Annotated in this window: 18 protein-coding genes; 5 read left to right on the top strand and 13 right to left on the bottom strand. The window is 72.6% G+C overall.

The features are described from left to right. Positions 1-54: 54 nt before the first annotated feature. Both AB0J86_RS03205 and AB0J86_RS03200 read right to left on the bottom strand, forming a co-directional pair. Positions 55-3,090, bottom strand: a complete 3,036-nt coding sequence (locus AB0J86_RS03205; protein ID WP_363851723.1) for a ThuA domain-containing protein — start codon at positions 3,088-3,090, stop codon at positions 55-57. Positions 3,091-3,701: 611 nt separating this feature from the next. Then, complete coding sequence (locus AB0J86_RS03200; RefSeq protein ID WP_363851720.1) at positions 3,702-4,730, bottom strand: SMP-30/gluconolactonase/LRE family protein; 1,029 nt, start codon at positions 4,728-4,730, stop codon at positions 3,702-3,704. A gap of 86 nt (positions 4,731-4,816) precedes the next feature. Between AB0J86_RS03200 and AB0J86_RS03195 the strand changes: the two genes are divergently transcribed. Continuing rightward, the gene (locus AB0J86_RS03195; protein WP_363851717.1) at positions 4,817-5,167 is read left to right on the top strand and encodes a hypothetical protein; all 351 of its coding nucleotides are present in this window, start codon (positions 4,817-4,819) and stop codon (positions 5,165-5,167) included. Positions 5,168-5,675: 508 nt separating this feature from the next. Here AB0J86_RS03195 and AB0J86_RS03190 read toward each other — a convergent pair. Both AB0J86_RS03190 and AB0J86_RS03185 read right to left on the bottom strand, forming a co-directional pair. After that, positions 5,676-5,948: a DUF6295 family protein gene (locus AB0J86_RS03190; protein ID WP_363851715.1), complete on the bottom strand. Its 273-nt coding sequence runs from the start codon at positions 5,946-5,948 to the stop codon at positions 5,676-5,678. A gap of 11 nt (positions 5,949-5,959) precedes the next feature. Continuing rightward, positions 5,960-6,703, bottom strand: a complete 744-nt coding sequence (locus AB0J86_RS03185) for a dienelactone hydrolase family protein (protein WP_363851712.1) — start codon at positions 6,701-6,703, stop codon at positions 5,960-5,962. 225 nt (positions 6,704-6,928) lie between these two features. On the opposite strand from AB0J86_RS03185, the gene AB0J86_RS03180 reads away from it, so the two are divergent. After that, positions 6,929-7,261: a putative quinol monooxygenase gene (locus AB0J86_RS03180; RefSeq protein WP_363851709.1), complete on the top strand. Its 333-nt coding sequence runs from the start codon at positions 6,929-6,931 to the stop codon at positions 7,259-7,261. A 62-nt stretch (positions 7,262-7,323) separates the two neighbouring features. On the opposite strand, the gene AB0J86_RS03175 is transcribed toward AB0J86_RS03180, so the two are convergent. From AB0J86_RS03175 to AB0J86_RS03150, 6 genes are all read right to left on the bottom strand, one after another. Then, positions 7,324-8,439 (bottom strand): ABC transporter permease, encoded by a 1,116-nt coding sequence (locus tag AB0J86_RS03175; RefSeq protein WP_363851706.1) that lies wholly within the window; start codon positions 8,437-8,439, stop codon positions 7,324-7,326. Beyond that, positions 8,436-9,320, bottom strand: a complete 885-nt coding sequence (locus tag AB0J86_RS03170; RefSeq protein ID WP_363851704.1) for an ATP-binding cassette domain-containing protein — start codon at positions 9,318-9,320, stop codon at positions 8,436-8,438. Before AB0J86_RS03170 ends, AB0J86_RS03175 begins: the two co-directional genes overlap by 4 nt. 152 nt (positions 9,321-9,472) lie before the next feature. Further along, positions 9,473-10,132, bottom strand: coding sequence for a response regulator transcription factor (locus AB0J86_RS03165; RefSeq protein ID WP_363851701.1), 660 nt, complete (start codon positions 10,130-10,132; stop codon positions 9,473-9,475). Then, complete coding sequence (locus AB0J86_RS03160) at positions 10,129-11,478, bottom strand: sensor histidine kinase (RefSeq protein ID WP_363851698.1); 1,350 nt, start codon at positions 11,476-11,478, stop codon at positions 10,129-10,131. Before AB0J86_RS03160 ends, AB0J86_RS03165 begins: the two co-directional genes overlap by 4 nt. Before the next feature lie 82 nt (positions 11,479-11,560). Continuing rightward, positions 11,561-11,737, bottom strand: a complete 177-nt coding sequence (locus tag AB0J86_RS03155) for a hypothetical protein (RefSeq protein ID WP_363851695.1) — start codon at positions 11,735-11,737, stop codon at positions 11,561-11,563. Continuing rightward, complete coding sequence (locus AB0J86_RS03150) at positions 11,734-13,623, bottom strand: amidase (protein WP_363851693.1); 1,890 nt, start codon at positions 13,621-13,623, stop codon at positions 11,734-11,736. Before AB0J86_RS03150 ends, AB0J86_RS03155 begins: the two co-directional genes overlap by 4 nt. Positions 13,624-14,038: 415 nt before the next feature. On the opposite strand from AB0J86_RS03150, the gene AB0J86_RS03145 reads away from it, so the two are divergent. Then, a complete protein-coding gene (locus AB0J86_RS03145; RefSeq protein ID WP_363851690.1) occupies positions 14,039-16,498 on the top strand; it encodes a hypothetical protein in 2,460 nt (819 codons plus the stop codon). Positions 16,499-16,591: 93 nt separating this feature from the next. Here the strand turns inward: AB0J86_RS03145 and AB0J86_RS03140 are convergent, their stop codons facing one another. Genes AB0J86_RS03140 through AB0J86_RS03130 form a run of 3 tightly spaced genes read right to left on the bottom strand, consistent with a single transcriptional unit; the run spans position 16,592 to position 18,266 of the window. Then, the gene (locus tag AB0J86_RS03140) at positions 16,592-17,341 is read right to left on the bottom strand and encodes an SDR family oxidoreductase (RefSeq protein ID WP_363851687.1); all 750 of its coding nucleotides are present in this window, start codon (positions 17,339-17,341) and stop codon (positions 16,592-16,594) included. Positions 17,342-17,368: 27 nt separating this feature from the next. Further along, a complete protein-coding gene (locus AB0J86_RS03135) occupies positions 17,369-17,956 on the bottom strand; it encodes an NAD(P)H-dependent oxidoreductase (protein WP_363851684.1) in 588 nt (195 codons plus the stop codon). Next, complete coding sequence (locus tag AB0J86_RS03130; RefSeq protein ID WP_363851681.1) at positions 17,946-18,266, bottom strand: hypothetical protein; 321 nt, start codon at positions 18,264-18,266, stop codon at positions 17,946-17,948. The genes AB0J86_RS03135 and AB0J86_RS03130 overlap by 11 nt, the downstream gene beginning before the upstream one ends. 81 nt (positions 18,267-18,347) lie before the next feature. Between AB0J86_RS03130 and AB0J86_RS03125 the strand changes: the two genes are divergently transcribed. Next, positions 18,348-19,097: a TetR/AcrR family transcriptional regulator gene (locus AB0J86_RS03125; RefSeq protein WP_363851678.1), complete on the top strand. Its 750-nt coding sequence runs from the start codon at positions 18,348-18,350 to the stop codon at positions 19,095-19,097. 155 nt (positions 19,098-19,252) lie between these two features. Further along, positions 19,253-20,470, top strand: coding sequence for an SGNH/GDSL hydrolase family protein (locus AB0J86_RS03120; protein WP_363851675.1), 1,218 nt, complete (start codon positions 19,253-19,255; stop codon positions 20,468-20,470). Positions 20,471-20,584 lie beyond the last annotated feature (114 nt).

The following is a 20,584-nucleotide window of genomic DNA, read 5'->3' as shown; positions in this document are numbered from 1 at the left end:
TCCCGGCGGCGCGCGGGTGCCGCTGGTGGGCGCGGAGAACCGCGCCCGCCGACCTCAGAGCGGCCGGATCCGGATGTCGCGGAAACTGATCACGTCTTCGGCGCTGTGGTTCTGCAACCCGATGAACCCGCTGGCGTACTGCCGCCCGGCCCCGCCGGGGTCGTCCGCCCGGGGTGGGGTGAAGACCGCGTCCGGTACGTTGTCGTACTCGTTGATCAAGCGACCGTTGCGGAACACCGAGTAGTGCTGCCCGACCACCCGGATCTCGTAGTCGTTCCAGGTCCCCTTCGGTGTCACCTGGGCCCCGGCCAGGTCTATCAGGTCGAAGCCGTAGACCGACCCGGTCTTGTACTGGTCCCCGTCGGGGCGGTCGAAGATCTGTAGCTCGTGTCCGTATTTGATCGCCACCCATTCGGGGCGGGAATCGTTCGGATTGCCGTGCACCCAGGGGAAGCGGACGAAGACGCCGCTGTTGGCCCGGCCGGTGCCCGGGGCGTCGTCCCGCCAGCGCAGCTTCAGCGAGAAGTTCCCGTAGGCCCGCACCGGGTACCAGAGCATGCCCAGCCCCGGCTCGGCCCGGCTGGTGATGGAGCCGTCCTGGTTGCGGGTGAAGCCGCCCGCGCCGACCTGCTGCCAGGCCGCGAACGAGTTCCGCGACGTACCGAGGATGGTCTCGCTGGCCCGGTAGCCCGGCACGCCGGGCACCAACTCGTCCGGGGCGGGCGTCGGGTCGCCGCCGACGTAGCTGACCCGCCACAGCGCGGAGCGCGCGTCGGCGTTGAAGAATCCGTCGCCGTAGTTCAGCACGTACAGCGCCCCGTCCGGGCCGAACCGCCAGCCCATCAGGTGCCGGATCGCGTCGTTGCCCGCCGGCACGATCCGCTTGAGGTTGTCGGCGTGCACCGGCAGGCCGCCCTGCGGCGCGGTGGCCGGATCCATCAGTACGGCGTGCCGGGGCTGGTTCTCGTTGTAGAAGTCCCCGACGAACCACTTGCCGTCCCAGTACCGGGGCCACTTCGCCTGGCTGGTGCTCGTCTCGTCGTACCGGTAGACCGGGCCGTTCATCGCGGCCTGGCCGCCGCCGGTCAGCCACGGCAGCAGGAACCGCTGGTCCTCCGCCCGGTACGTGGGCACGCCGTCGGAGTAGCGGGGGTAGTCCGGCGCGCCGCCCTGCGGCGAGTACCAGATGTTGTTGCCCCGGGCCGGCGGCAGGTCCACCAGGCCGGTGTTGTTCGGCGAGGTGTTCTTCAGGTTGTCGCAGTCGTACCAGCCGAGCGGCTGCGTCGGGTCGGCCAGCCCGCGGTCCCGGTACGGCTGCTTGTTGCCCATGCAGTACGGCCAACCGTGGTTGCCCGCCTTGGTGATCACCGCGAACTGGTCGTACTTGGCCGGACCCCAGGTCATGCTCGGCGCGTTCGCGTCCGGCCCGACCCAGCCGACATAGAGCTGGTCGGTCTTCTGGTCCACCCAGAGGCGCGACGGGTTGCGCATCCCCATCACGTAGATCTCCGGCCGGGTCTTCGCCGCGTTCGGCCCCTCCTCGGGGAAGAGGTTCCCCTCCGGGACCGCGTACGTCCCGTCGTCGTTCGGGTGGATCCGCAGGATCTTGCCGTTCAGGTCGTTGGTGTTGCCGGCCGTACGGCGCGCGTCCGCGAACGAGACGCCCTGGAAGTTGGGCTGCGGGTTGTTGCCCGAGTAGCCGTCGCTGAAGCCCGACGAGTTGGTGTCGCCGGTGGCCACGTAGAGGTTGCCCTTCGAGTCGAAGGCCATGTCACCGCCGACGTGGCAGCAGCTGTGGATCTGCATCGACCAGCTGAGCAGCACCTTCTCCGAGGCCAGGTCCAGCCGGTTGGTGGCGTGGTCGAGCGTGAACCGGGAGACCCGCCGCTCGCCCATGTGGGTCTCGCGGTTGATCCGAGAGTGCGGGGTGTAGTGCAGGTAGATCCAGCCGTTGGTCAGGAACTTCGGGTCCAGGGCGATGCCGAGCAGCCCCTCCTCCGACTTGACCAGCTCCCCGCCGCCGCCCTTGTTGCCGAAGACGTCCAGCGTGGCGACCTGGCTGACCCGCTTCGTGCCGGGATGCCAGACGTGGATGGTGCCGGCGCCGAGCCCGATGTTCGGGTTGTTCCAGTCGGTGATCGGCGCGGGCCCGCCGGTCATCGGGCCACCCCGTCCGATGTAGAAGACCCGGCCGTCGCCGGCGATGGCGAGCCCGTGCGGCTCGCCGATCTGGTCGAGCTGGCCGTTCTGGTTCGGCTGGGTGAGCCGCTCGGCCTTGTAGTTGGCGACGATGGTGGCCTTGCAGTCGGCCTGCACCAGCCGGGTGGTCCAGAGCAGCGCGCCGCGCAGGTGGGCGCGGAGCGCCGGCTCGGCGTACCCGGCTGCGGTGTGGCCCATCCCGGTGTAGAAGGACCGGCCGCCGTCGTAGTCGCGGCACCAGGAGATCGGGTGGTCCACGCCGTTGGCGCCGGTGCCCGGCCGGTAGCTGCGCTCCCGCACGCTGGCGACCGTGTGCACCTCGCCCGACGGGTTCGGGCTCCAGTTCGGCCAGGTGTCGGCGCGGGTCCACTCCATCGGCAGGTCCCGGGTGGCCGGATGCACCCGGTCACCGACCTCCACCACGGCCTGCTGCACGTCCGTCGGGCTGGTACCGGCCCGGGTGCCGATCAGCTGGGTGAACCAGGCCGACCCGGGCTCCAGCCCGGCCGTGTCCGCGACCCCGACGAAGCCGCCGCCGGCGCGGACGTACGCCTGGAACGCCGCCTCCTGGGCGGGGTCGAGCAGGTCACCGGCGGCGTCGAGGAAGACGACCGCGTTGTACTGGGCCAGGCTGTCGCCGGTGAAGACCCCGGCGTCGGCGCTGGCCGTGACGTCGAACCGCTCCCAGGTCTTACCCTGCTGGCCTGCCTGGGTGATCGCCTGTACGGCGGCCGTGACCAGGTCGGGTGCGGTCGCGCCGCCGTGGAACACCAGTACCCGTACCGGTGGGCGCTGCACCGCGGCGGGCGCCGCCTTGGCCGGGAAGGATCCCGGTGGGCGGGCGGACGCGGGTGGTGCCGCGAGCAGCGACAGGCAGAGGAGGCCGGTCATCGCGGTGGCGATGGCGCGGCGGTTGCGGGCTGAGCCGGCGGCAGGCCGGCGCCGTAGGAATCGCATGTCGAGCACGCATCTCCCATCGTTTCCCCGGCACGCCTCGGGTGCCCGGGGGCGGATCCTCGCGGGGCGCCAACCGCGAAGACGCCAGAGTTTGGCTCTCCGTTGACTTTTGGCCGCCGAACCAAAAGTTAGGGGAAAGATATCGAAGCTTTTCGAATGTGTAAACCGGCTTCGGTGTGGGGGTGTGGAAAGTTTCGGGGGCTGAGCAGGGGTTTTGTGGGGTGGTCATCGATCTTCGAGGATGTCTGATCTTCGGCCGTGGGGTGGGGGTGGTGCGGCCGTGGGGTGGGGGTGGGGCCCGCCGTACCCCGCGAATCCCGTCACGCTTGATGTCTTCGCGTGGCACGGCGGGCCCCACCCGCCGGGCCGGCGTCCGTCGGGCGCGCACCGTCGCGTTCACTGACCGGTCGGCCGCCGCCGGGACCGCACGGTTGACCCGCCCGTACCAGCGGGTGGCTTGGCAGCTCACGGGTTGCCGCCTTGGCGGTCGCGCTGCCGCTCGGGGAGCCGTCGGTCCCGCTGGGGTCAGCGGTGGGAGTTCGCGGTCAGTGCTGTGGGCCGGGTGGCGGTGGGGTGAGGTCGAAGGCGGCGACGTGGTGGGCGGTCAGGCTGCCGAGCCAGACGGTGCCGGCGTGTGCGCGTACGCCGGTGACCATCGAGAAGCCCGGTACGGTGCTCTGGAGGTCGTGCACCAGGCGACCCTCGGCGTCGACGGCCTGCACCCAGACGGTGTCCACCGGATCGGGCTGCAGGCGGGCCGGCAGTGCCCAGAGCGCGCGCCGCAACGCCGGCGCCCGCGGGGCGAGCAGGTCCAGCAGGGCGTTGCGGGGCGAGGCCATGGCGATCCAGATCAGCCCGTCGTCGCCGCGGGAGAGGTTGTCCGGGAAGCCCGGCAGGTTCTCGACCAGACGGTCCACCCGGCCCGCCCGCGTACCGGTCAGCCACCGGCGGGTCAGCCGGTACGCCCCGGTCTCGGCCACCACCACGTACGACTCGTCGGGGGAGAGCGCCACCCCGTTGGCGAAGTGCAGGCCGGTCAGCACCACCTCGGTACGCCCGTCGGGGCGGCGGCACAGCAGTCGCCCCGTACCGGAGTGCTCGATCAGGTCGGCCTTCCAGTGCTCCAGCGCGAATCGTTGGGAGGAGTCGGTGAAGTAGACGGTCCCGTCGGTCGCGAGCGCCGCGTTGTTGCAGAGGCGGAGGGGTGCGCCGCCGACCGGCGTACCGGCGGCCAGGAGCGTCTCGACCCGGCCGCTGTCAGGGTGTACCCGCAACAGCCCCCGCTCGGCGTCGCAGACCACCAACTCGCCGTCGCCGTCCACCTCGATGCCGAGGGGCCGGCCGCCGGTGTCGGCCACCACCACCGCTCCACCGGGCGCGACCCGGAACAACCGCCCGTCGGCGAGCCCGGTGTAGACCCGCCCGTCGGGGGCCACCGCCACGTCCTCCGGGCCCGGCCCCGGCACCGCGATCAGCCGTACCGGTGGCATCTCCCGCTCGCCCCGGCGGCGTCGCGCCCGCGCGGGTGCCCGCATCGGCCGCCACGCGACCGGTTCGATCCGTGGTCTCGCCATGCCCCATGCTAAGCACCGATCGTCCCGGATCGATCCGCCAAGAGGGCCCGACGGATCGACAGCGGGAACTTCGGTAAGTTGATCAGATGGCGTCCGTGCTTGTTGTCGGTATCGATCCGCGGGTGATTCCGGGGATCGACTCGGCCGCGCTGCGCGCGGCCCTGGACGCGGAGCTGGCCCGCTTCGGCGAGCACGGCATCGACGCGGCCATGACGCTGATCGCGTTCGACGGCCCGGTCGAGCCCGTCGTCGTCGAGGCGTTGGCCGCGCGCCCCTGGGACGTCGTGGTCGTCGGGGGCGGCATCCGGAAGCCGGAGCAGCTCCTGCCGCTGTTCGAGCAGATCGTGAACCTGATCCGGCGCCACGCCCCGACGGCGGCGATCGCCTTCAACACCAGCGGCGGCGACAGCGTCGAGGCGGCCCAACGCTGGCTCTAGGAGCCGACCGCCGTCAGGAGCTGACCGCGCCGTCGCTTCGGCGCCGGCCGTACCGGGGCCGCACCGAGGGTGCACCGGTCGCCCGTCACCTGAACACCAGGGGCGCTACCCGTGACGGATAACGCCTCTGCTGTTCAGGTGAGCACTCGTAGCGGTCCGGCGAGCGCTGATCGGGCGATGTTCCGCCGTCCGGGTGACCGGCGCACGGACAACGGCAGTCGCCGTGCCGCCGGCGGGGCGGCGAGGGTGCGTACCCGCCGTGGCGGCGCGTCCGGGTGGGGTGGGGCCGCGAGGTCCGCGCGGACCGCAAGCCGCGACAACGCGGTGGGGCCCACCGTGCCCGGCGGAGACATCAAGCGTGACGGGATTCGCCGGGCATGGTGGGCCCCACCCCCAACCGCGTCCACCGACCAGCGCAAGCAGAGGGCCAGCGCAAGCAGAAGGCCAGCCGCAGGCAGAGGGCCAGGGCGCGCCGAGGGCGGGCGTGGGCCGAGGCGGACGTGAGGCGTCAGCGGCGACCGCTGGCCAGTCCGGGCGGCGCGCTGGCCAGCGCCGCCTGGATCGCCCCGATCAGGGCGAGCGCCGACTCCTCGGTCAGTTCGAGCGCCACCCGGGCGGACGGTCCGATCCCCGGGTTCAGGAAGTCGATGTTGACCGTGTGCTCGTGCGGCGCGTGCTGCGGGTGGTCGACGTAGACGCTGGCGTCGGTGACGGAGAACCAGCCCGTCGGCCCCTTGCCGCTGCCGTCGACCTCGATCTTTTCGGTGATGTACGTGCACATGCGCGGGCTCCTCAGGCGCTCAGGTACCGACCGAACCAGTCGAACACCCGCTGCCAGCCCTCGTTCGCGGCCTGCGGGCGGTAGCTGGGCCGGTTGACGGCGAAGAAGGCGTGTCCGGCGTCGGGGTAGGTGTGGAACTCGTACGTCTTGCCGAACTTCCGCAGGGCCTGCTCCAGTTCGGCGGTCTGCTCCGGCGACGGGGACTGGTCCTCGGCGCCGAAGAGCCCGAGCAGCGGGGCGGAGAGCCGGTCGGTCATGCCGATCAGCGGGGTCATCGTCAACCCGGAGCCCTCGGGGGGCGTACCGACGACGAAGGCGCCGTAGCAGTCCACGGCGGCGTCCAGGGGCAGCGAGCAGGCGGCCAGGAAGGCCTGGCGCCCGCCGGAGCAGTAGCCGATGACGCCGACCTTGCCGTTGGCCGAGCTGAGGCCGCGCAGGTACGCGGCGGCGCCGGCCACGTCGCCGACCAGGCGCTCGTCGGGTACGCCACCGGCGGCCCGGCTGGCGGCGGCCGCGTCGTCGGGGCTGGCGCCGGGCGCCTCCCGGTGGTGCAGGTTCGGGCAGATCGCCAGGTAGCCCTGCCGGGCGAACCGTCGGGTGATCTCCTTGGTCGGCTCGTCGTACCCGGGCATGTGGTGGATCACCACCACGGAGCCGTACGGGCCCGGTCCCAGCGGACGGGCCAGGTATGCCTCGATCTCGTCCCCGCCGGCACCCGTGATGGTGACCGTCTCCGCCAGCATCGCGTCGTACATGTGCTGTCCCGCTCTCGTGAGGAGGCGCCGCTGGTCGTGCCATCTGTGCGGCCGGACCGGTGGCCAGCCTAGATCAGGTACGGTCCGGGTGCCCGGCGGACACCACGGGGTCCGGCGACGGATCCGTGGTGTCCGTGGGCGCGCACCGCGTGCCCGGCGGCGGGCGGCGGTGGCACCTCGTAGACTCGGGCACCGGTCTGTCCGAACAACCCTGTGGAGAGCCCGATGATCTTCATAACCGCGAAGTTCCGAGTGCTGCCCGAGTACGCCGACCAGTGGCCCGAGATCGCCGGTGAGTTCACCCGGGCGACCCGCGCCGAGCCCGGCTGCCTCTGGTTCGACTGGTCCCGCAGCCTCGACGACCCGACCGAGTACGTGCTGGTCGAGGCGTTCCGCGACGGCGAGGCGGGCGCGGCGCACGTGGGGTCGGACCACTTCCGCACGGCGCAGGAGACGCTACCCCGACACCTCGCCGAGACGCCCCGGATCGTGAACACGACGCTGGACCAGGACGACTGGTCCGAGCTGGGCGAGATGGCGGTACCCGAGCGGGGCTGACCCCGGCACGCGAACATTGCGTCCGCCGGCCGGGGTGCCGGGCCGGCGGACGCGGTGGTGGGTCAGCGGGCGCGGTGGCGCCAGGCGACCGCCAGCTTCGTCCGGCCGCTGGTGCGCAGCAGCGAGCCCTCGTACAGCCGGGCCCCGACCAGCAGGAACGCCACGGCGGTGGCGAGCAGCAGCACCAGCGCCAGCACCGGCTCCCACGGCTGGGCCTGGCCGAGGAAGAGCCGTACGGGCATCGCCGTGGGCGCCGCGAAGGGCACGTACGACAGCACGGTCAGCGCCGTCTCGTTCTGGCTCAGGAACGCGACCAGGAAGAACGGCAGCATCACCAGCAGCTGTACCGGTCCGGCGCTGCTCGCCAGGTCCTCGATCCGGCTGACCAGCGCCCCGGCCACCGCCCAAAGGGCGGCGAGCATGACGAACCCGACCACGAAGAACGGCACGAACCAGCCGATCGCCGGCCCGATCAGGGTCAGCAGCGTGGTGGCGTGCGCCACCTGCGTACCCACCACGGCGACGAGCGCGGTGAGCACGATCTGCCCGAGCGCGAGCAGCGAGTTGGCGAGGATCTTCCCGACCAGCAGGGCGCGGACCGGTACCGCCGCGACCAGGATCTCCACGATCCGGGTCTGCTTCTCCTCGGTGATGCTCTGCGCGATCTGCACGCCGAAGGTGATGGTGGTGAGCAGGAAGATCAGGGCGAACGCGAGCGGCACCAGGGCGGCGAGCACCGGGTCGATCGCGTCCGGGTCGAGCAGTTGCACCTCGGGCTGGACGCTGAGCGCCTCCACCACGTCGGTGGGCGCCTCCCGCATCGCCTGGACCTTCACCCCGTCCGGGCCGTCGCCGACCACCGCGGCGTCGACGTCGCCGTCGCGGACCAGGCGCTCGGCGGCCGCGTCGTCGGGAACCCGGCGGACCTCGTGCCCGGTGTCGACCAGCTTGTCGGCGGCGGCGCGACCGGCGTCGGTCCGCGTGGCGACGGCCACCGAATCCGGCCCGCCGCCGAGCAGCGTCGGCACGACGATGCTGCCGAGCGTGAAGACCAGGTAGAAGACGGTGCCGAAGAGGAACGTCTTGTCCCGCAGCTTGACCCGCATCTCCCGGCCGGCGACGAGCCTGGCGGCGGGCCAGAGCCGGGTCTCGGCGGTACGCGCCAGGGTGCTGCTCATCGGGTGACCTCCCGGAAGATTTCGGCCAGCGACGGTACGACGGGGCGGAAGACCCGTACCGGCTCGCGGTCCAGGGCCTGCCGCAGGACCCACTGGTCGTCGGCCGCGCCGGACAGCTCGACGACGGCCCGCGCGCCGTCCAGGTCGACGATCTCCACCCCGGGCAGGTCGCGCAGCCAGCCGGCGTCGGTCTCGACCACCAGCTCGACGCGGTGGCCCGCGTGGGTCCGGCGCAGTTCGTCCCGGCTGCCGGCGGCGCGGATCCGCCCACCGTCGATGATCACCACGTCGTCGCAGAGCCGTTCCAGCACGTCGAGCTGGTGGCTGGAGAAGAGGACCGGTACGCCCCGGGCGGCCTGCTCGCGCAACACCGCCACGATCACGTCGACGGCGAGCGGGTCGAGCCCGGAGAACGGCTCGTCGAGGACCAGCGCGCTCGGCTCGTGCACGAGCGCGGCGGCGATCTGCGCCCGCTGCTGGTTGCCGAGCGAGAGCGTGTCGAGCAGGTCGCCGGCGCGCTCGGTGAGGCCGAGCCGGTCGAGCAGCAGGTCGCAGCTGCGTCCGGCGTCGGCGGCGCTCATGCCGTGCAGGCGGCCCAGGTAGACCAGCTGCTCGCGCAGCCGCATCTTGGGGTAGAGGCCGCGTTCCTCCGGCATGTACCCGAACGCCTGCCGGTCGGCCCGGGTCAGCGGCCGGTCGTGCCAGGTGACGGTGCCGGAGTCGGCGGCCAGCACGCCCAGGATGATGCGCATGGTCGTGGTCTTGCCGGCGCCGTTCACGCCGACGAAGCCGGTCATCCGGCCCGGCGCGATGGTGAACGACACGTCGTGCAGTACCTGCCGGTCGCCGAACGCCCGGTTCACGGCCGAGACGCTGAGCATCGGACCTCCCTGATCACTGGAGTTCCCGACGCTAATCGAGGCCGGCGGCGGGCGAGTCCGGCGCGCGGCGGATTCCGTGGCTCCACCGCGCGGCGGACGCCCCGGTTCCGCCCCGGCCCCCGCCGCGCCGCGTCGGCCGCCCGGCGTGCCGGTCAGGCCTTACCGGGCGTGACCAGCCCGTTCTCGTACGCGTAGATCACCGCGTGGGTACGGTCGCGCAGCCCGAGCTTCATCAGCACCCGGGAGACGTGCGTCTTCACGGTCGCCTCGCCGAGCACCAGCCGGGCGGCGATCTCCTGGTTCGACAGCCCGCCGGCGAGCAGCACCAGCACCTCGCGCTCCCGTTCGGTCAGCTCGGCGGCCGGTTGCCCCGGCACGCTCGACGGGGTGCTGAACGCGGCGATCACCCGGCGGGTGATCTGCGGCGCGAGCAGCGCGTCCCCGCGGGCGAGGATCCGTACCGCGTCGATCAGCTCCTCCGGGGAGCCGTTCTTGAGCAGGAACCCGCTGGCGCCGGCCTGGAGCGCGGCGAAGAGGTAGTCGTCCCGGTCGAAGGTGGTGAGGATGAGCACCGCCGGGCCGCCGCCCGGGGCCCCGACGATGCGGCGGGTCGCGGCGAGCCCGTCGAGCCGGGGCATCTCCACGTCCATCAGCACCACGTCGGGGCGGTGCCGCGCGGCCAGCTCCACCGCCTCCGCGCCGTCGGCCGCCTCCCCGACGACCACGAGATCGTCCTCCGTCTCCAGGATGACCCGGAACCCCGCCCGGACGAGCTGCTGGTCGTCGGCGACGACGATGCGGATCTCGCTCATCCGGCGGTCACCCCGGCGAGATCCGTACCGTCGAGGCCGGGGGCGTCCGGTGCGGCGCGGCCGGTGCCCGTACCGTCGGCGGCCCCGTCGACGGTTCCGGCGAGGGCGGGGACGGGCATCCGGGCCCGTACCCGGAAGCCGCCGCGCTCGCGCGGGCCGACCTCCAGCACCCCCTCGTGCGCGGCGACCCGCTCGCGCATGCCGACCAGCCCCATGCCGGCGCCCGCCGTACCGGCGTCCGGCGCCGGATGCCCGTCGTCGGTCACGTCCAACTCGACCTCCCTGCGCAGGTACCTGACCCGCACGTCGACGCTGGTCGCCCGGGCGTGCTTGATGGTATTGGTGAGCGCCTCCTGGAGGATGCGGTACACCGCCAGCGAGAGCGAGTCCGGCAGCTCGACCGGCTCGCCGTACGTCTGGTACGAGACGGCCAGCCCGGCCTCGCGGGCACCGTCGAGCAGGCCGTCGACCTGCGCCAGCCCGTGGTTGGCGGCGGGGGCGTCGGGGCCGGTGCCGCGCAGCACCCCGAGCAGGCGGCGCAGCTCGTCGACGGCGGTACGGGCGGTCTGCTCGACCGCCGCGAGCGAGGTCTTCGCCTTGGCCGGGTCGCGGTCCATCACCCGGCGCGACGCGGCCGCCTGTACCCCCATCACCGAGACGTGGTGGGCCACCACGTCGTGCAGCTCCCGGGCGAGCCGGACCCGCTCCTCGACGACGGCGCGGGCGGCCAGCTCCTCCTGCGAGCGGCGCAGCGCCTCGGCCTGCACCGCCAGCTCGTGCGCGCGCCGGGCGGCGAGCCAGGTGCTGTTGCCGTACAGGTAGGCAAAGACGAAGTAGGCGACGTTGAAGAGCACGCTGGTGAGCAGCGTGGCGAAGAGCGGCGGCAGCGGACCGGCCGCGTCCGGGAAGGCGTCCGGCGCCAGGGTCCGGAGCGAGAGGGTGGCCGAGGTGGCGAGCCAGGCGAACATCGCGACGATGATGCCGATCCGGATCGCGACGGCCCGGCGCCGGTGCGGGCCCCAGGCCCCCAGGGTGTAGATGGCGCTGAAGAGCGTCACGCTGGCCACCAGGGTCTCGGGATTGTGCCGGAACTGCGCGCCGATGAAGACCACGGCGGTGACCACCGCGACCGCCTCGGGGAAGCGGCGGCGCCAGCAGAGCGGCAGGGCCAGCGCCGTGCTCCAGGCCGCCTGCTCCCAGGCAACGGGCGGGTGGCCGAGCGGGGCAACACCGACGCTGTTGAGCAGCAGCAGGTCGAGCAGCGCGGCGGCCAGCACGGTCAGGCCGAGGTACAGGTCGCGGCGCAGCTGCGCGCGGTCGGGCCGGGGACGGCGCCAGGTCGTCATGACGACTCAGGGTACGTGCCGCCGTCACCGGCCCGCGCTCAGCGAGGCGCCGGGTGTACGCCGGCTCTCAGTGGGCCGGCCCTCAGTGCGCCGGCGGCTCGGCGGGCAGGTCGTCGCCGTAGCCGTAGTAGCTCGTGCCGAGCCTCGGCCCCCACTCGACGGTGAGGGTCGGCGCCGGCGCCTCGTCCGGGTCACGCAGCGGCAGCCCGGCGTTGAGCAGCGGCTGCCACTCGACGGTGAGGAACGGTCCCTCGGTCATGCCCACGCCCTCTCCGCCACGAGCGGATCGTTCGACAGCTCGGGCGGCACGGCCGCCTCGGCCGGCGACTGCGCCCGTGCCCGCTGGTCCGGGGGAGCGAACGTCGGGTCCGGCGGCGCCGCCCGGTGGTGTTGCGGATGCCGGTCCTGGTAGTCGAGGGCCGCCTGGACCAGCGCCGGCTCGGAGAAGCGCGGCCCCCAGAAGGCGGCGTTGATCGGCAGGCCCTCGGTGCCGTCGTAGCCGATCGGGAAGGAGACCATCGGCCAGGTCAGCGCGTTCGGCAGCTGGTAGAAGCTGCGGTAGTTCGGCAGTTGGGGACCGCCGAAGCGCGGCCCGATCCGCGCCCCGATCGGCAGGACCAGCATGAAGTCCACGCCGGCCGCGTCCAGCGCGCGCTGGTAGTTGGCCTGCAACGTCCGGCGGCGCCGCTCGCCCTCGTCGCGTACCGACGCGGGGATCGCGCCGGCCGCCGCCGCGGCTGCGGCCAGGTCACCGAACTGCCGGGTCAGCGCCTCGGCGTTGGCCGGGTGCGCGTCGGCGAACGTCTTGATCGCCTGCCAGTAGCGGATCTCGTACCGGTTGGGGCTGAGCACCGCCGTGGCCGGGGAGACCCCGGTACCGTCCGGCAGCGGCAGCCGCTCCGAGGTGCGGAAGTACGGGTCGTTCTGGGCCAGCGTGACGTCCAGCCCGGGGAACTCCTTCACCACGGCGCCGAGCACGACCAGTTCCCGCTTGAACCGCTCGAAGGCGGCCCGGTAGTCGGTGTCGTACGTCTGCGCCGGCGGCGTACCGGTCCCGCCCGCGCTCATCCAGTCGGTCTGCGGGATGCCGATGGTGGTACCGGCCAGCGGCGCGCGGCCCCGGCGCGCGGCGACCGGCAGCGCCGGGAACGGGTTCGGCGCGGCGAGGGTCAGCGGGTCGGGCGCCGGGTCCGGTCCGAGGATGACGGAGAGGATCAGCGAAGCGTCCCGGATCGAGCGGGCGATCGGCCCGAGCACGTCGTACCCGGGGGAGAGCGGCATCACCCCGGCCGTCGAGACCAGGCCGAGCGAGGGCTTGATGGCGCTGGCGCCGTTCGCCGAGGCCGGCATCATGATCGAGCCGCCGGTCTCCTCGCCGATGGTGGCGGCCGCGAGCCGGGCCGCCGTCGCCACACCGGAGCCCTGGCTGGAGCCGCCCGGGACGAAGCGCGGGTTCCAGGCGTTGCCGGCGAAGGTACCGGAGATCGAGCCGGAGAAGGCCGAGGCGATGGTGTGACCGATGATCACCGCACCCTGCGCCCGCAGCCGCGCCACCACGGTCGCGTCGCGGTACGCCACGTTTCCGTCGTACGCGTGGGTGCCGTTCTTGGCTTCCAGACCCCGGATGCCGACGGAGTCCTTGATCCCGAAGGGGATGCCGCAGAGCGGCGGTACCGCCGAGTCGGGGCCCTTGCGCAGCCACCGGTCCGCGGCGGCGGCCTGGGCCAGCGCGCCGTCCCGGTCGATCCGGACGAACGCGTTGTAGCCGCCGTTGTCGCCGTACGTCTCGAACGGCCCGTTGAGCCGGTCGATCCGGTCGAGGTACGCCCGGGTCAGCGCGACGGAGGTGAGCCTGCCGGCGCGGAGCAGCACGATCAGCTCGGCGATCTCGTAGTCGACGATCCGCGACCGGCGCGGGATCTGGCCGACCGACGGCAGTTGCCGGAGCAGGTCGGGGGTGCCGGCGGGGTCGGTGTGCGCGGTGGCCGGCGTCGCGGCGACGAGCGGGGTCACGGCCGCGCCCGCCACCGCGGCACCGCCGCCGAGCAGGGCCCGGCGGCTGACGCCGGTACGGGTGGGCGCCGCGTCGTCGGGGGCGCCGCCGCCGGGGTGGGCGGGCGGGGCGGGGGGATCGAGTCTGTTCATGGGGGACCGGGCCTCCCGATCGGAGGAGGGGTGGACACCGTGTGGGTGTCCTACCGCCGCTGGACAGCGACGTTCCAAGATCGTGGCAACGGGCTGTCTCGGCGGTGTTCCGGCCGACTTTCCGGCCGGTTAACCGCGTGCCCGCGTACGCGGCCAGCGACATCGAGTGGCGGAGAACGCGGTTGTTCGGCGCGGCGCACTCGTGCGATCATGCCTCCGGCCACTTATTGGCATCAATCAACTACGGGGGGTTATTTTGGGTGCTCTGCCTCCTCCGCGCCTGGATCGTGGTATCCGGTCCGGTTTTCCAAGATCGAGTTTTGTCGTATCGGTCGCCGCGATGCTCGGCGTCGTCCTCATCGGACCGCCGGCCGGCGCGGCCGCGAGTCCCCCGAATCCGGAGCGTGCCGCGACGGTGGCGGCGGCGCAGGTGGTCCCGACCGGGGAGGCTGATCCCGGCGCCTCGCGGCGCAGCGGTGTGGCGGCGGGTACCGGGGCGAGCGCGCAACCGGGCGGGTCGCGGGGCCGCGGCGGCACCGCGAAGCCGGCCGCGCCGGCCGCACCGACCGAGCCGGCCGCCCCGAGCCCAGCGGCGAAGGCGCCGGTGAGCGCATCGAAGGTCGCACCGGAAGGCGCACAGGCGGAGTGCGGCGGCCCGCTGACCTTCGGACAATCCGTCACGTGTCCGTCGATCTCCGGAGCCGAGCGACACGTCTACACGGTCACGTCGACGACGGACTCGGACAAGCTGTACAGCCGACAGACGGCGGGATCCGGTGCGTCGATCACCGTTGAACTCACCGACTCCGACGGTGAGCGCGTCTGCTTCCTCTACAACGGAACGGACGGCTGTCAGCTCGGTGTCGCCGGCGCCTACACCGCCACCGTCCGGCTCGGCTCCGGCCAGGGAAGCGGCGGCTACACGCTCGCCGTGGAGTCGATGCGGACGCCGTCCTCCTGCACGGACCTTCCGAATTCCTTCTTCTCGTTCGCCTCGCCGGGCCTCACGGACACGCTACCTGCCGGTTCGCCGGCCAAGTGTTACTCGCTCGACCAGCCTCCGGGGTCGGTTCTGCGTCTCGCCGACACCGGAGCTGCCGACGTCCAGGGCCCGATTCTCAGCGGCGATTTCCAGCCGGTGTGCTACGTACGCGATGCCTATCAGTGCACGTTGCTCGGACCGGGGCCGTATCGGCTGTTCCTGTTCCAGTACAGCGGCCTGGCGGCCCCGTACACGCTGCACCTGTCGCGGATTTCGCACGCCGCCGGATGCCCGCTGGTACCGCTGGCGTCATTCGGGGATCCGGGAACCGCCATCGGAGGCGCCAGGGTGGAACCGGGGCAGGCCGCTTGCCACCTCATCGACGCCGCTGACGGCACCACCGTGGCCGTGCGGATCGATCAGGACCAACTGCTGTGGTGGTCAGTGCACGATGTCGCTGGCAAGACGATTTGCGACAAGTACTCGAACCCCCGTTCCTGCAAGCTCCAGGGCGACGGTCCGTACCTGCTGTTGGCGGAGAACATCGACAGCTTCGGAAGTGCGATCGACTACCGGGTGGCGGCGGTCGCGCTCGGGCAGGCCGCAGGGTGCGCCGAGGCGGTCGGTACGTCGTGGGATCTGCCAGCCCTGCACGTGCACCAGACCTCGGCCGTACAGATCAACTGCCAGCCATTCGCGGGCGAGGCCGGCGACCGGGTCATCGCGTACCTGGCGCCGGACCGCTACAACTCTCCCTACGTGTGGCTGGCGGACGAGGCCGGCAACGCCTTCTGCCCCGACGACTACGAGCAGGACGGTTGCGTCCTGCCCAGCACGGGAACCTATCGGGTTGTCTCGTACCTGAAGTACTGGGACGACGGGGAGAGCGACGACCTGACGTACCGGGTGCAGGTCAAGCGACTGTCCCGGGCGGCCGGTTGCCCGACTGTGACGGCGGGTGCCTACAACGCCGATCCGGCGGGCACGCTTGGCGGTATCCGCTGCCGGATCCTGGACATCCGGACGCCGGGCAAGTACCGGGTCGACGTCGTGGATGACGAGAACTACCGCCGGGGCGCGCAGGTGTACGACGGTGCGGGACTGCGGGTCTGCTATGTCCAGTGGTGCGAGTTCAACGCGCCGGGCAGATACACCCTGGTGCTCTCCGGTCGGGCCACCAACGTGGTGATCGACAACGACTACCTGTACGCCGTCGCGCTCCTGCATTCGGCGCCGTCGGGCTGCGCCCCGGTCTCGGACGCCGGCTATGCCGAGACTCCGTACCGGGGAACCTTCGCGGCCGCCGGGCAGTACGACTGCCTGCAACTGGCCAGCCCCGCCGGAGCCAAGATCGTTGAGCTGTTGCCCGCTGATGCGACCGGGGCGGGCCGGCCGACGGTGACGGTGGCGGACGCGACCGGTGAGTTCGTGTGCGACTCGTACGGGCTGCGCCAGGGCTCCTGCGAGTTGACCGGTACCGCACCCTTCTTCGCCGTGCTCCAGTCGGCGGAGCGCTACCCGACCGGCACGTACGCGATCGGGTTCGCCCGCGTCGACGGCCCTCACGACGACTGTCCGACCTTCGGTCGGGACGCGGCGGGTGCCACGGTCCAGATGAGCGCCGACCATTTCGCGGTCTGCCTCTCGATTCCCGCCGATCAGCACGCCGCGCGGGAGACCTTCACCTATCGCCGCACCTCCGGCAGCGGCAACGCCACCGTCTCCGTCTTCGACTCGACGGGCCTGCGGTACTGCGGCCCCGGCAGCCCTTCCGTCGATCGCACCTTCACCTGTTCACTGCCCGCCGGCCCGCTGACGGTGATCCTGGAAGCGGACGCCGTCCCGGCCGACTACCAGCTCATCCGTCGCGACGCGAGCGCGTCGCGCTCGTAGCGCACCGGCCCGTACCGCGCCGCCGCCACTGCACGGCGGCAGCGCGGTACGGCCACCGGTCCCCGCCCGGCCGGGAGTATCGACGCTGCCTCCCTACAGCAGCGTTCCGCCCGAGACGTCGAACCACTGGCCGGTCACGAAGCGGCCGTCGGGCGAGGCGAGGAAGGCCACCGCGTCGGCGATGTCCTCGGGGGTGCCGAGCCGTTTCATCGGCGACAGCGACTCCAGCCAGGTCAGGGCGGCCCCGACGAGGCGGCCCTCGTGCATGTCGGTGTCGACGACGCCGGGCGCGACCGTGTTCACGGTGATGGCCCGGGGGCCCAACTGCTTGGCCAGCATCCTCGTGAGCACGTCGAGCGCCCCCTTCGACATGGCGTACGAGATCGACCTCGGCATGGCGGGGCCGTGCGTGAGCACGCTGGAGATGTTGACGATCCGGCCGCCGTCGCGCAGCCGGCGCAGGGCGTGTTGGGTGACGAGGAACGGCGCCCTGGTGTTGACCGCGAGAACGCGGTCGAAGGTGGCCGCGTTCACGTCCTGGATCTCGGCCTGTTCGCCGAGGATCCCGGCGTTGTTGACCAGGATGTCCAGGCCGTCGGCGCGCGCGTCGAACGCGGCCCAGAGCGTCTCGGCGTCCCCGGGTACGCCGAGTTCGGCGTGGACGGCGAAGGCCGCGCCACCGGCCGCCTCGATCGCGGCCACCGTCTCCTTCGCCGCCGCCTCGTTGCTGCCGTAGTGCACGGCGACCCGGGCGCCGTCCCGGCCGAGCCGTCTCGCGATGGCGCGGCCGATGCCCCGGCTTCCGCCGGTGACCAGCGCCGTCCTGCCGGCAAGTGCGGTCATTGTCGGTGTTCCTTTCGCGAGAGCGGGTCAGGCCCGGTACGGGGAGGTGGTCCGCGCGTCCTTCAGGGCCCGCGCCCACCAGGTCAGCTGGTCGAGCAGGGTCTTCGCCGCGGCGGCCGGGCCGTCCGCCTCCTTGGGTCGGCCGTCGCCGTCGAACCGCTCCCACACGCCGTGGAAGCTGACCGTGTCCCGGGTGGTGACGGCGTGCAGCTCCGCGAAGACCAGTCGCAGGTGCTCCACGGCCCGCAGGCCGCCGGAGAGCCCGCCGTACGACACGAACGCGACCGGCTTGGCGTGGAACTGGGCGTTGTGCCAGTCGATGGCGTTCTTCAGCGCGGCCGGGTAGCTGTGGTTGTACTCCGGGGTCACCACCACGAAGGCGTCGGCCGCGTCGAGGCGTGGGGTGAGGCCACCGAGCGCCGCCAGCGTCTCCGCCGCCGGTTCCATCGTCGGCGCGGCCGACCCGATCGGTACGTCCGCCAGGTCGATCGGGTCGACCTGGAGGTCGTCGCGGCGTTCGGCCTCGCCGACGAACCAGTTGGCGACGGTCGGGCCGAAGCGTCCCTCCCGGACGCTGCCGGTGATGACGGCCAGTCGTAGCCGGCTATCGGACATGGTTCTCCTCCAGTGCGGTGGGTGTGGGATCGGAGCTGACGGTGGGCCCGGGAGCGTCGCGCAGGGGCGCGCCGCGGACGAACCAGGCCAGTACGAACGCGACGGCGCCGAGGTCGCGGGGGTGGCGCGCTGTTGATCGTGATGATGGTGGTGCTCTGTACCAGCAGGCCGACGCCGGCCCCGCCCACCAGGGCGAGTCCGGAGGCGAGCGCCAGGTCGGAATTCGGTCCGAGCGTGAGCAGTACGAGAGCGGGGCGGTGACCATGCCGAGGACCACCCCGACCAGGCCCACGTACAGGGATCGACTCATCTCGGCTCCATTCGCGTACGCCGTACTCGAAATGCAAGCTAGCCATTCGAGTACGATGTACGCAAGACGGTGGGAGGTGTGATGTCCGACATCGGGCAGGGCAGCATCTGGACGCGCCCGGAGAAGGCGGAGCGCTCCGGACCCGGTCGGCGACCCGGCTACAGCCGCGCCCAGATCACCGAGGCGGCCATCCGGATCGCCGACGCCGAGGGGATCGACGCCGCCACGATGCGCCGGATCGCGCAGGAGCTGGGCACCGGCGCGATGTCGCTGTACCGGTACGTGCCGAAGCGCGACGACCTGGTCGACCTCATGGTCGACGCGGTGCTCGGCGAGGTGGAGCTGCCCGAGCGGCCCAGCGGCGACTGGCGGGCCGACCTGTCGCTGGTGGCGCACCAGACCCGCGCGGCCGGCCTGCGCCATCCCTGGCAGGTCACGCTCGCCCGGCGCCCCACCCTCGGCCCGCACTCGCTGCGGATCTACGACTTCGCGCTGCGCGCCCTCGACGGGTTCGGTCTGCACATCGACGAGATGACCAGCCTCTGCGGGATGGTCGGCGACTACGTGGCCAGCGCGGTCCGCGACGAGATCGGCTGGCTCGACCAGGCCCGGCGCACCGGCATGGACCGGCGGCGGTGGATGGGCGAGTACGTCGGCCCGTACGTCCGGCAGGTGGTCGAGTCGGGGCGGTACCCGATGTTCAACCGGACCATCCGCGAGGGACGGTTGGCCCACCTGCCGCCCGACGCGCGCTTCCAGTACGGGCTCGACCGCGTGCTCAACGGCATCGCCGCGGCCCTGCCGGACGGGGCATCGATCGAAGACCGCTGATCGCAGCGGTACCGTCCGCTCGTCGCAGCGGACGCCCCGCCCGCCGCGCCGATCGTCACCGCTTGTCGCCCGCGTGTTGCCGCTTGGTTACGGGCCCTGGTTGCATGGGCGCGCCGGCCGGCTTCCCGTGACCGAACGAGCAAAGGAGCCCAGCCATGAGACCTCGTCGTCTCGTCGCGACAGCCGCCGTCGTCGCCGTGGTCGCCACGGTTCCGGCGAGCGCCCGGGCGGAACCGACCGCCCGTACGAACTGGGTGGGCAGCTGGAGCGCGGCGGTGACCGTACCCGGTGGGAGCGGCACCTCGGCGACCGGCTTCACCGACACCACGCTGCGGCAGGTGGCGCACCTGTCGGTCGGCGGCGGCAGCCTCCGGGTACGGATCAGCAACGTCTACGGCAGCACGCCGCTCACGGTCGGGGCCGCCACGGTCGCCCCGCGCACCGGCGGCGCGGGCACACCCCAGGTCGACCCGGCGGCGCTCCGCCCGCTGACCTTCGACGGCCGCCCCTCGGTGACGATCCCCGCCGGTGTGGAGTGGCGCTCGGACCCGGTGCCGCTCCGGGTGGCCGGCAACTCCGATCTCGTGGTCAGCCTCTACCTGCCCGGCCCGACCGGGCCGACGACCTGGCACCAGGCCGGCTACGCCACCTCCTTCCGGGCCGGCGGCGACGCCACCGCGGACGCCGGCGCCGGCTTCGTGGTGCTCGACCGGTCGCGCTACTTCCTCAGCGGCGTGGACGTGAGCACCCGGGCCGCCGGGGCGGTCGTCTTCTTCGGCGACTCGATCACCGACGGGGTCGTCTCCACCGTGGACGCCAACCTGCGCTACCCGGACCAGGTGGCGGACCGGCTGGCGCAGCGGCCGGAGGCGCGGCAGTGCGGCGTACTCAACGTCGGCATCAGCGGCAACCGGCTGCTGGCCAACGCCGGCGCGGCGGGCGACTCGGCGCTGGCGCGGTTCGGGCGGGACGTGCTCGGGCAGTCCGGGGTGCGCAGCGTGGTGCTGCTCGAAGGGATCAACGACATCGGCAACAGCCGCGGCAGCCTCGAACCCGAGCAGCTCATCGCCGTGTACCGGCAGTTCGTCGCGCGGGCGCACGAGGCCGGCATCAAGGTCGTCGGGGCCACGATCCTGCCGTACGAGGGGGCCGGCTACTACAGCGAGGCCGGCGAGGCGGACCGCCAGGCGGTGAACCGGTGGATCCGTACCTCGGGCGAGTTCGACGCGGTGCTGGACCTGGACGCGGTCACCCGCGACCCGGCGAACCCGGGACGGCTGCTCCCGGCGTACGACTCGGGGGACCACCTGCACCCCGGCGACGTCGGCTTCGGGGCGATGGCCAGGGCGGTGGACCTCCGCAAGGTCTGCTGAGTCCGGGGCTCAGCCGGCCGGTGCGCGTGCGATCTCCCACCCGATCAAACCAGACCCGGCCCCGCCGCGCCCGCCCTCGCCCCGGTCGGACCGGCCGGCCGGGCCCCGGTGACA

It is taken from the genome of Micromonospora sp. NPDC049559 (genome assembly GCF_040676675.1).
Taxonomy (GTDB): Bacteria; Actinomycetota; Actinomycetes; order Mycobacteriales; family Micromonosporaceae; genus JBFAPK01.
This window is presented reverse-complemented; position numbering and strand designations above follow the sequence as displayed.

Excerpts from the sequence above, each read along its gene's own strand:
- AB0J86_RS03205 (WP_363851723.1), bottom strand. The coding sequence starts at position 3,090 with ATGACCGGCCTCCTCTGCCTGTCGCTGCTCGCGGCACCACCCGCGTCC.
- AB0J86_RS03200 (WP_363851720.1), bottom strand. The coding sequence starts at position 4,730 with ATGGCGAGACCACGGATCGAACCGGTCGCGTGGCGGCCGATGCGGGCA.
- AB0J86_RS03195 (WP_363851717.1), top strand. The coding sequence starts at position 4,817 with ATGGCGTCCGTGCTTGTTGTCGGTATCGATCCGCGGGTGATTCCGGGG.
- AB0J86_RS03190 (WP_363851715.1), bottom strand. The coding sequence starts at position 5,948 with ATGTGCACGTACATCACCGAAAAGATCGAGGTCGACGGCAGCGGCAAG.
- AB0J86_RS03185 (WP_363851712.1), bottom strand. The coding sequence starts at position 6,703 with ATGTACGACGCGATGCTGGCGGAGACGGTCACCATCACGGGTGCCGGC.
- AB0J86_RS03180 (WP_363851709.1), top strand. The coding sequence starts at position 6,929 with ATGATCTTCATAACCGCGAAGTTCCGAGTGCTGCCCGAGTACGCCGAC.
- AB0J86_RS03175 (WP_363851706.1), bottom strand. The coding sequence starts at position 8,439 with ATGAGCAGCACCCTGGCGCGTACCGCCGAGACCCGGCTCTGGCCCGCC.
- AB0J86_RS03170 (WP_363851704.1), bottom strand. The coding sequence starts at position 9,320 with ATGCTCAGCGTCTCGGCCGTGAACCGGGCGTTCGGCGACCGGCAGGTA.
- AB0J86_RS03165 (WP_363851701.1), bottom strand. The coding sequence starts at position 10,132 with ATGAGCGAGATCCGCATCGTCGTCGCCGACGACCAGCAGCTCGTCCGG.
- AB0J86_RS03160 (WP_363851698.1), bottom strand. The coding sequence starts at position 11,478 with ATGACGACCTGGCGCCGTCCCCGGCCCGACCGCGCGCAGCTGCGCCGC.
- AB0J86_RS03155 (WP_363851695.1), bottom strand. The coding sequence starts at position 11,737 with ATGACCGAGGGACCGTTCCTCACCGTCGAGTGGCAGCCGCTGCTCAAC.
- AB0J86_RS03150 (WP_363851693.1), bottom strand. The coding sequence starts at position 13,623 with ATGAACAGACTCGATCCCCCCGCCCCGCCCGCCCACCCCGGCGGCGGC.
- AB0J86_RS03140 (WP_363851687.1), bottom strand. The coding sequence starts at position 17,341 with ATGACCGCACTTGCCGGCAGGACGGCGCTGGTCACCGGCGGAAGCCGG.
- AB0J86_RS03135 (WP_363851684.1), bottom strand. The coding sequence starts at position 17,956 with ATGTCCGATAGCCGGCTACGACTGGCCGTCATCACCGGCAGCGTCCGG.
- AB0J86_RS03130 (WP_363851681.1), bottom strand. The coding sequence starts at position 18,266 with ATGAGTCGATCCCTGTACGTGGGCCTGGTCGGGGTGGTCCTCGGCATG.
- AB0J86_RS03125 (WP_363851678.1), top strand. The coding sequence starts at position 18,348 with ATGTCCGACATCGGGCAGGGCAGCATCTGGACGCGCCCGGAGAAGGCG.
- AB0J86_RS03120 (WP_363851675.1), top strand. The coding sequence starts at position 19,253 with ATGAGACCTCGTCGTCTCGTCGCGACAGCCGCCGTCGTCGCCGTGGTC.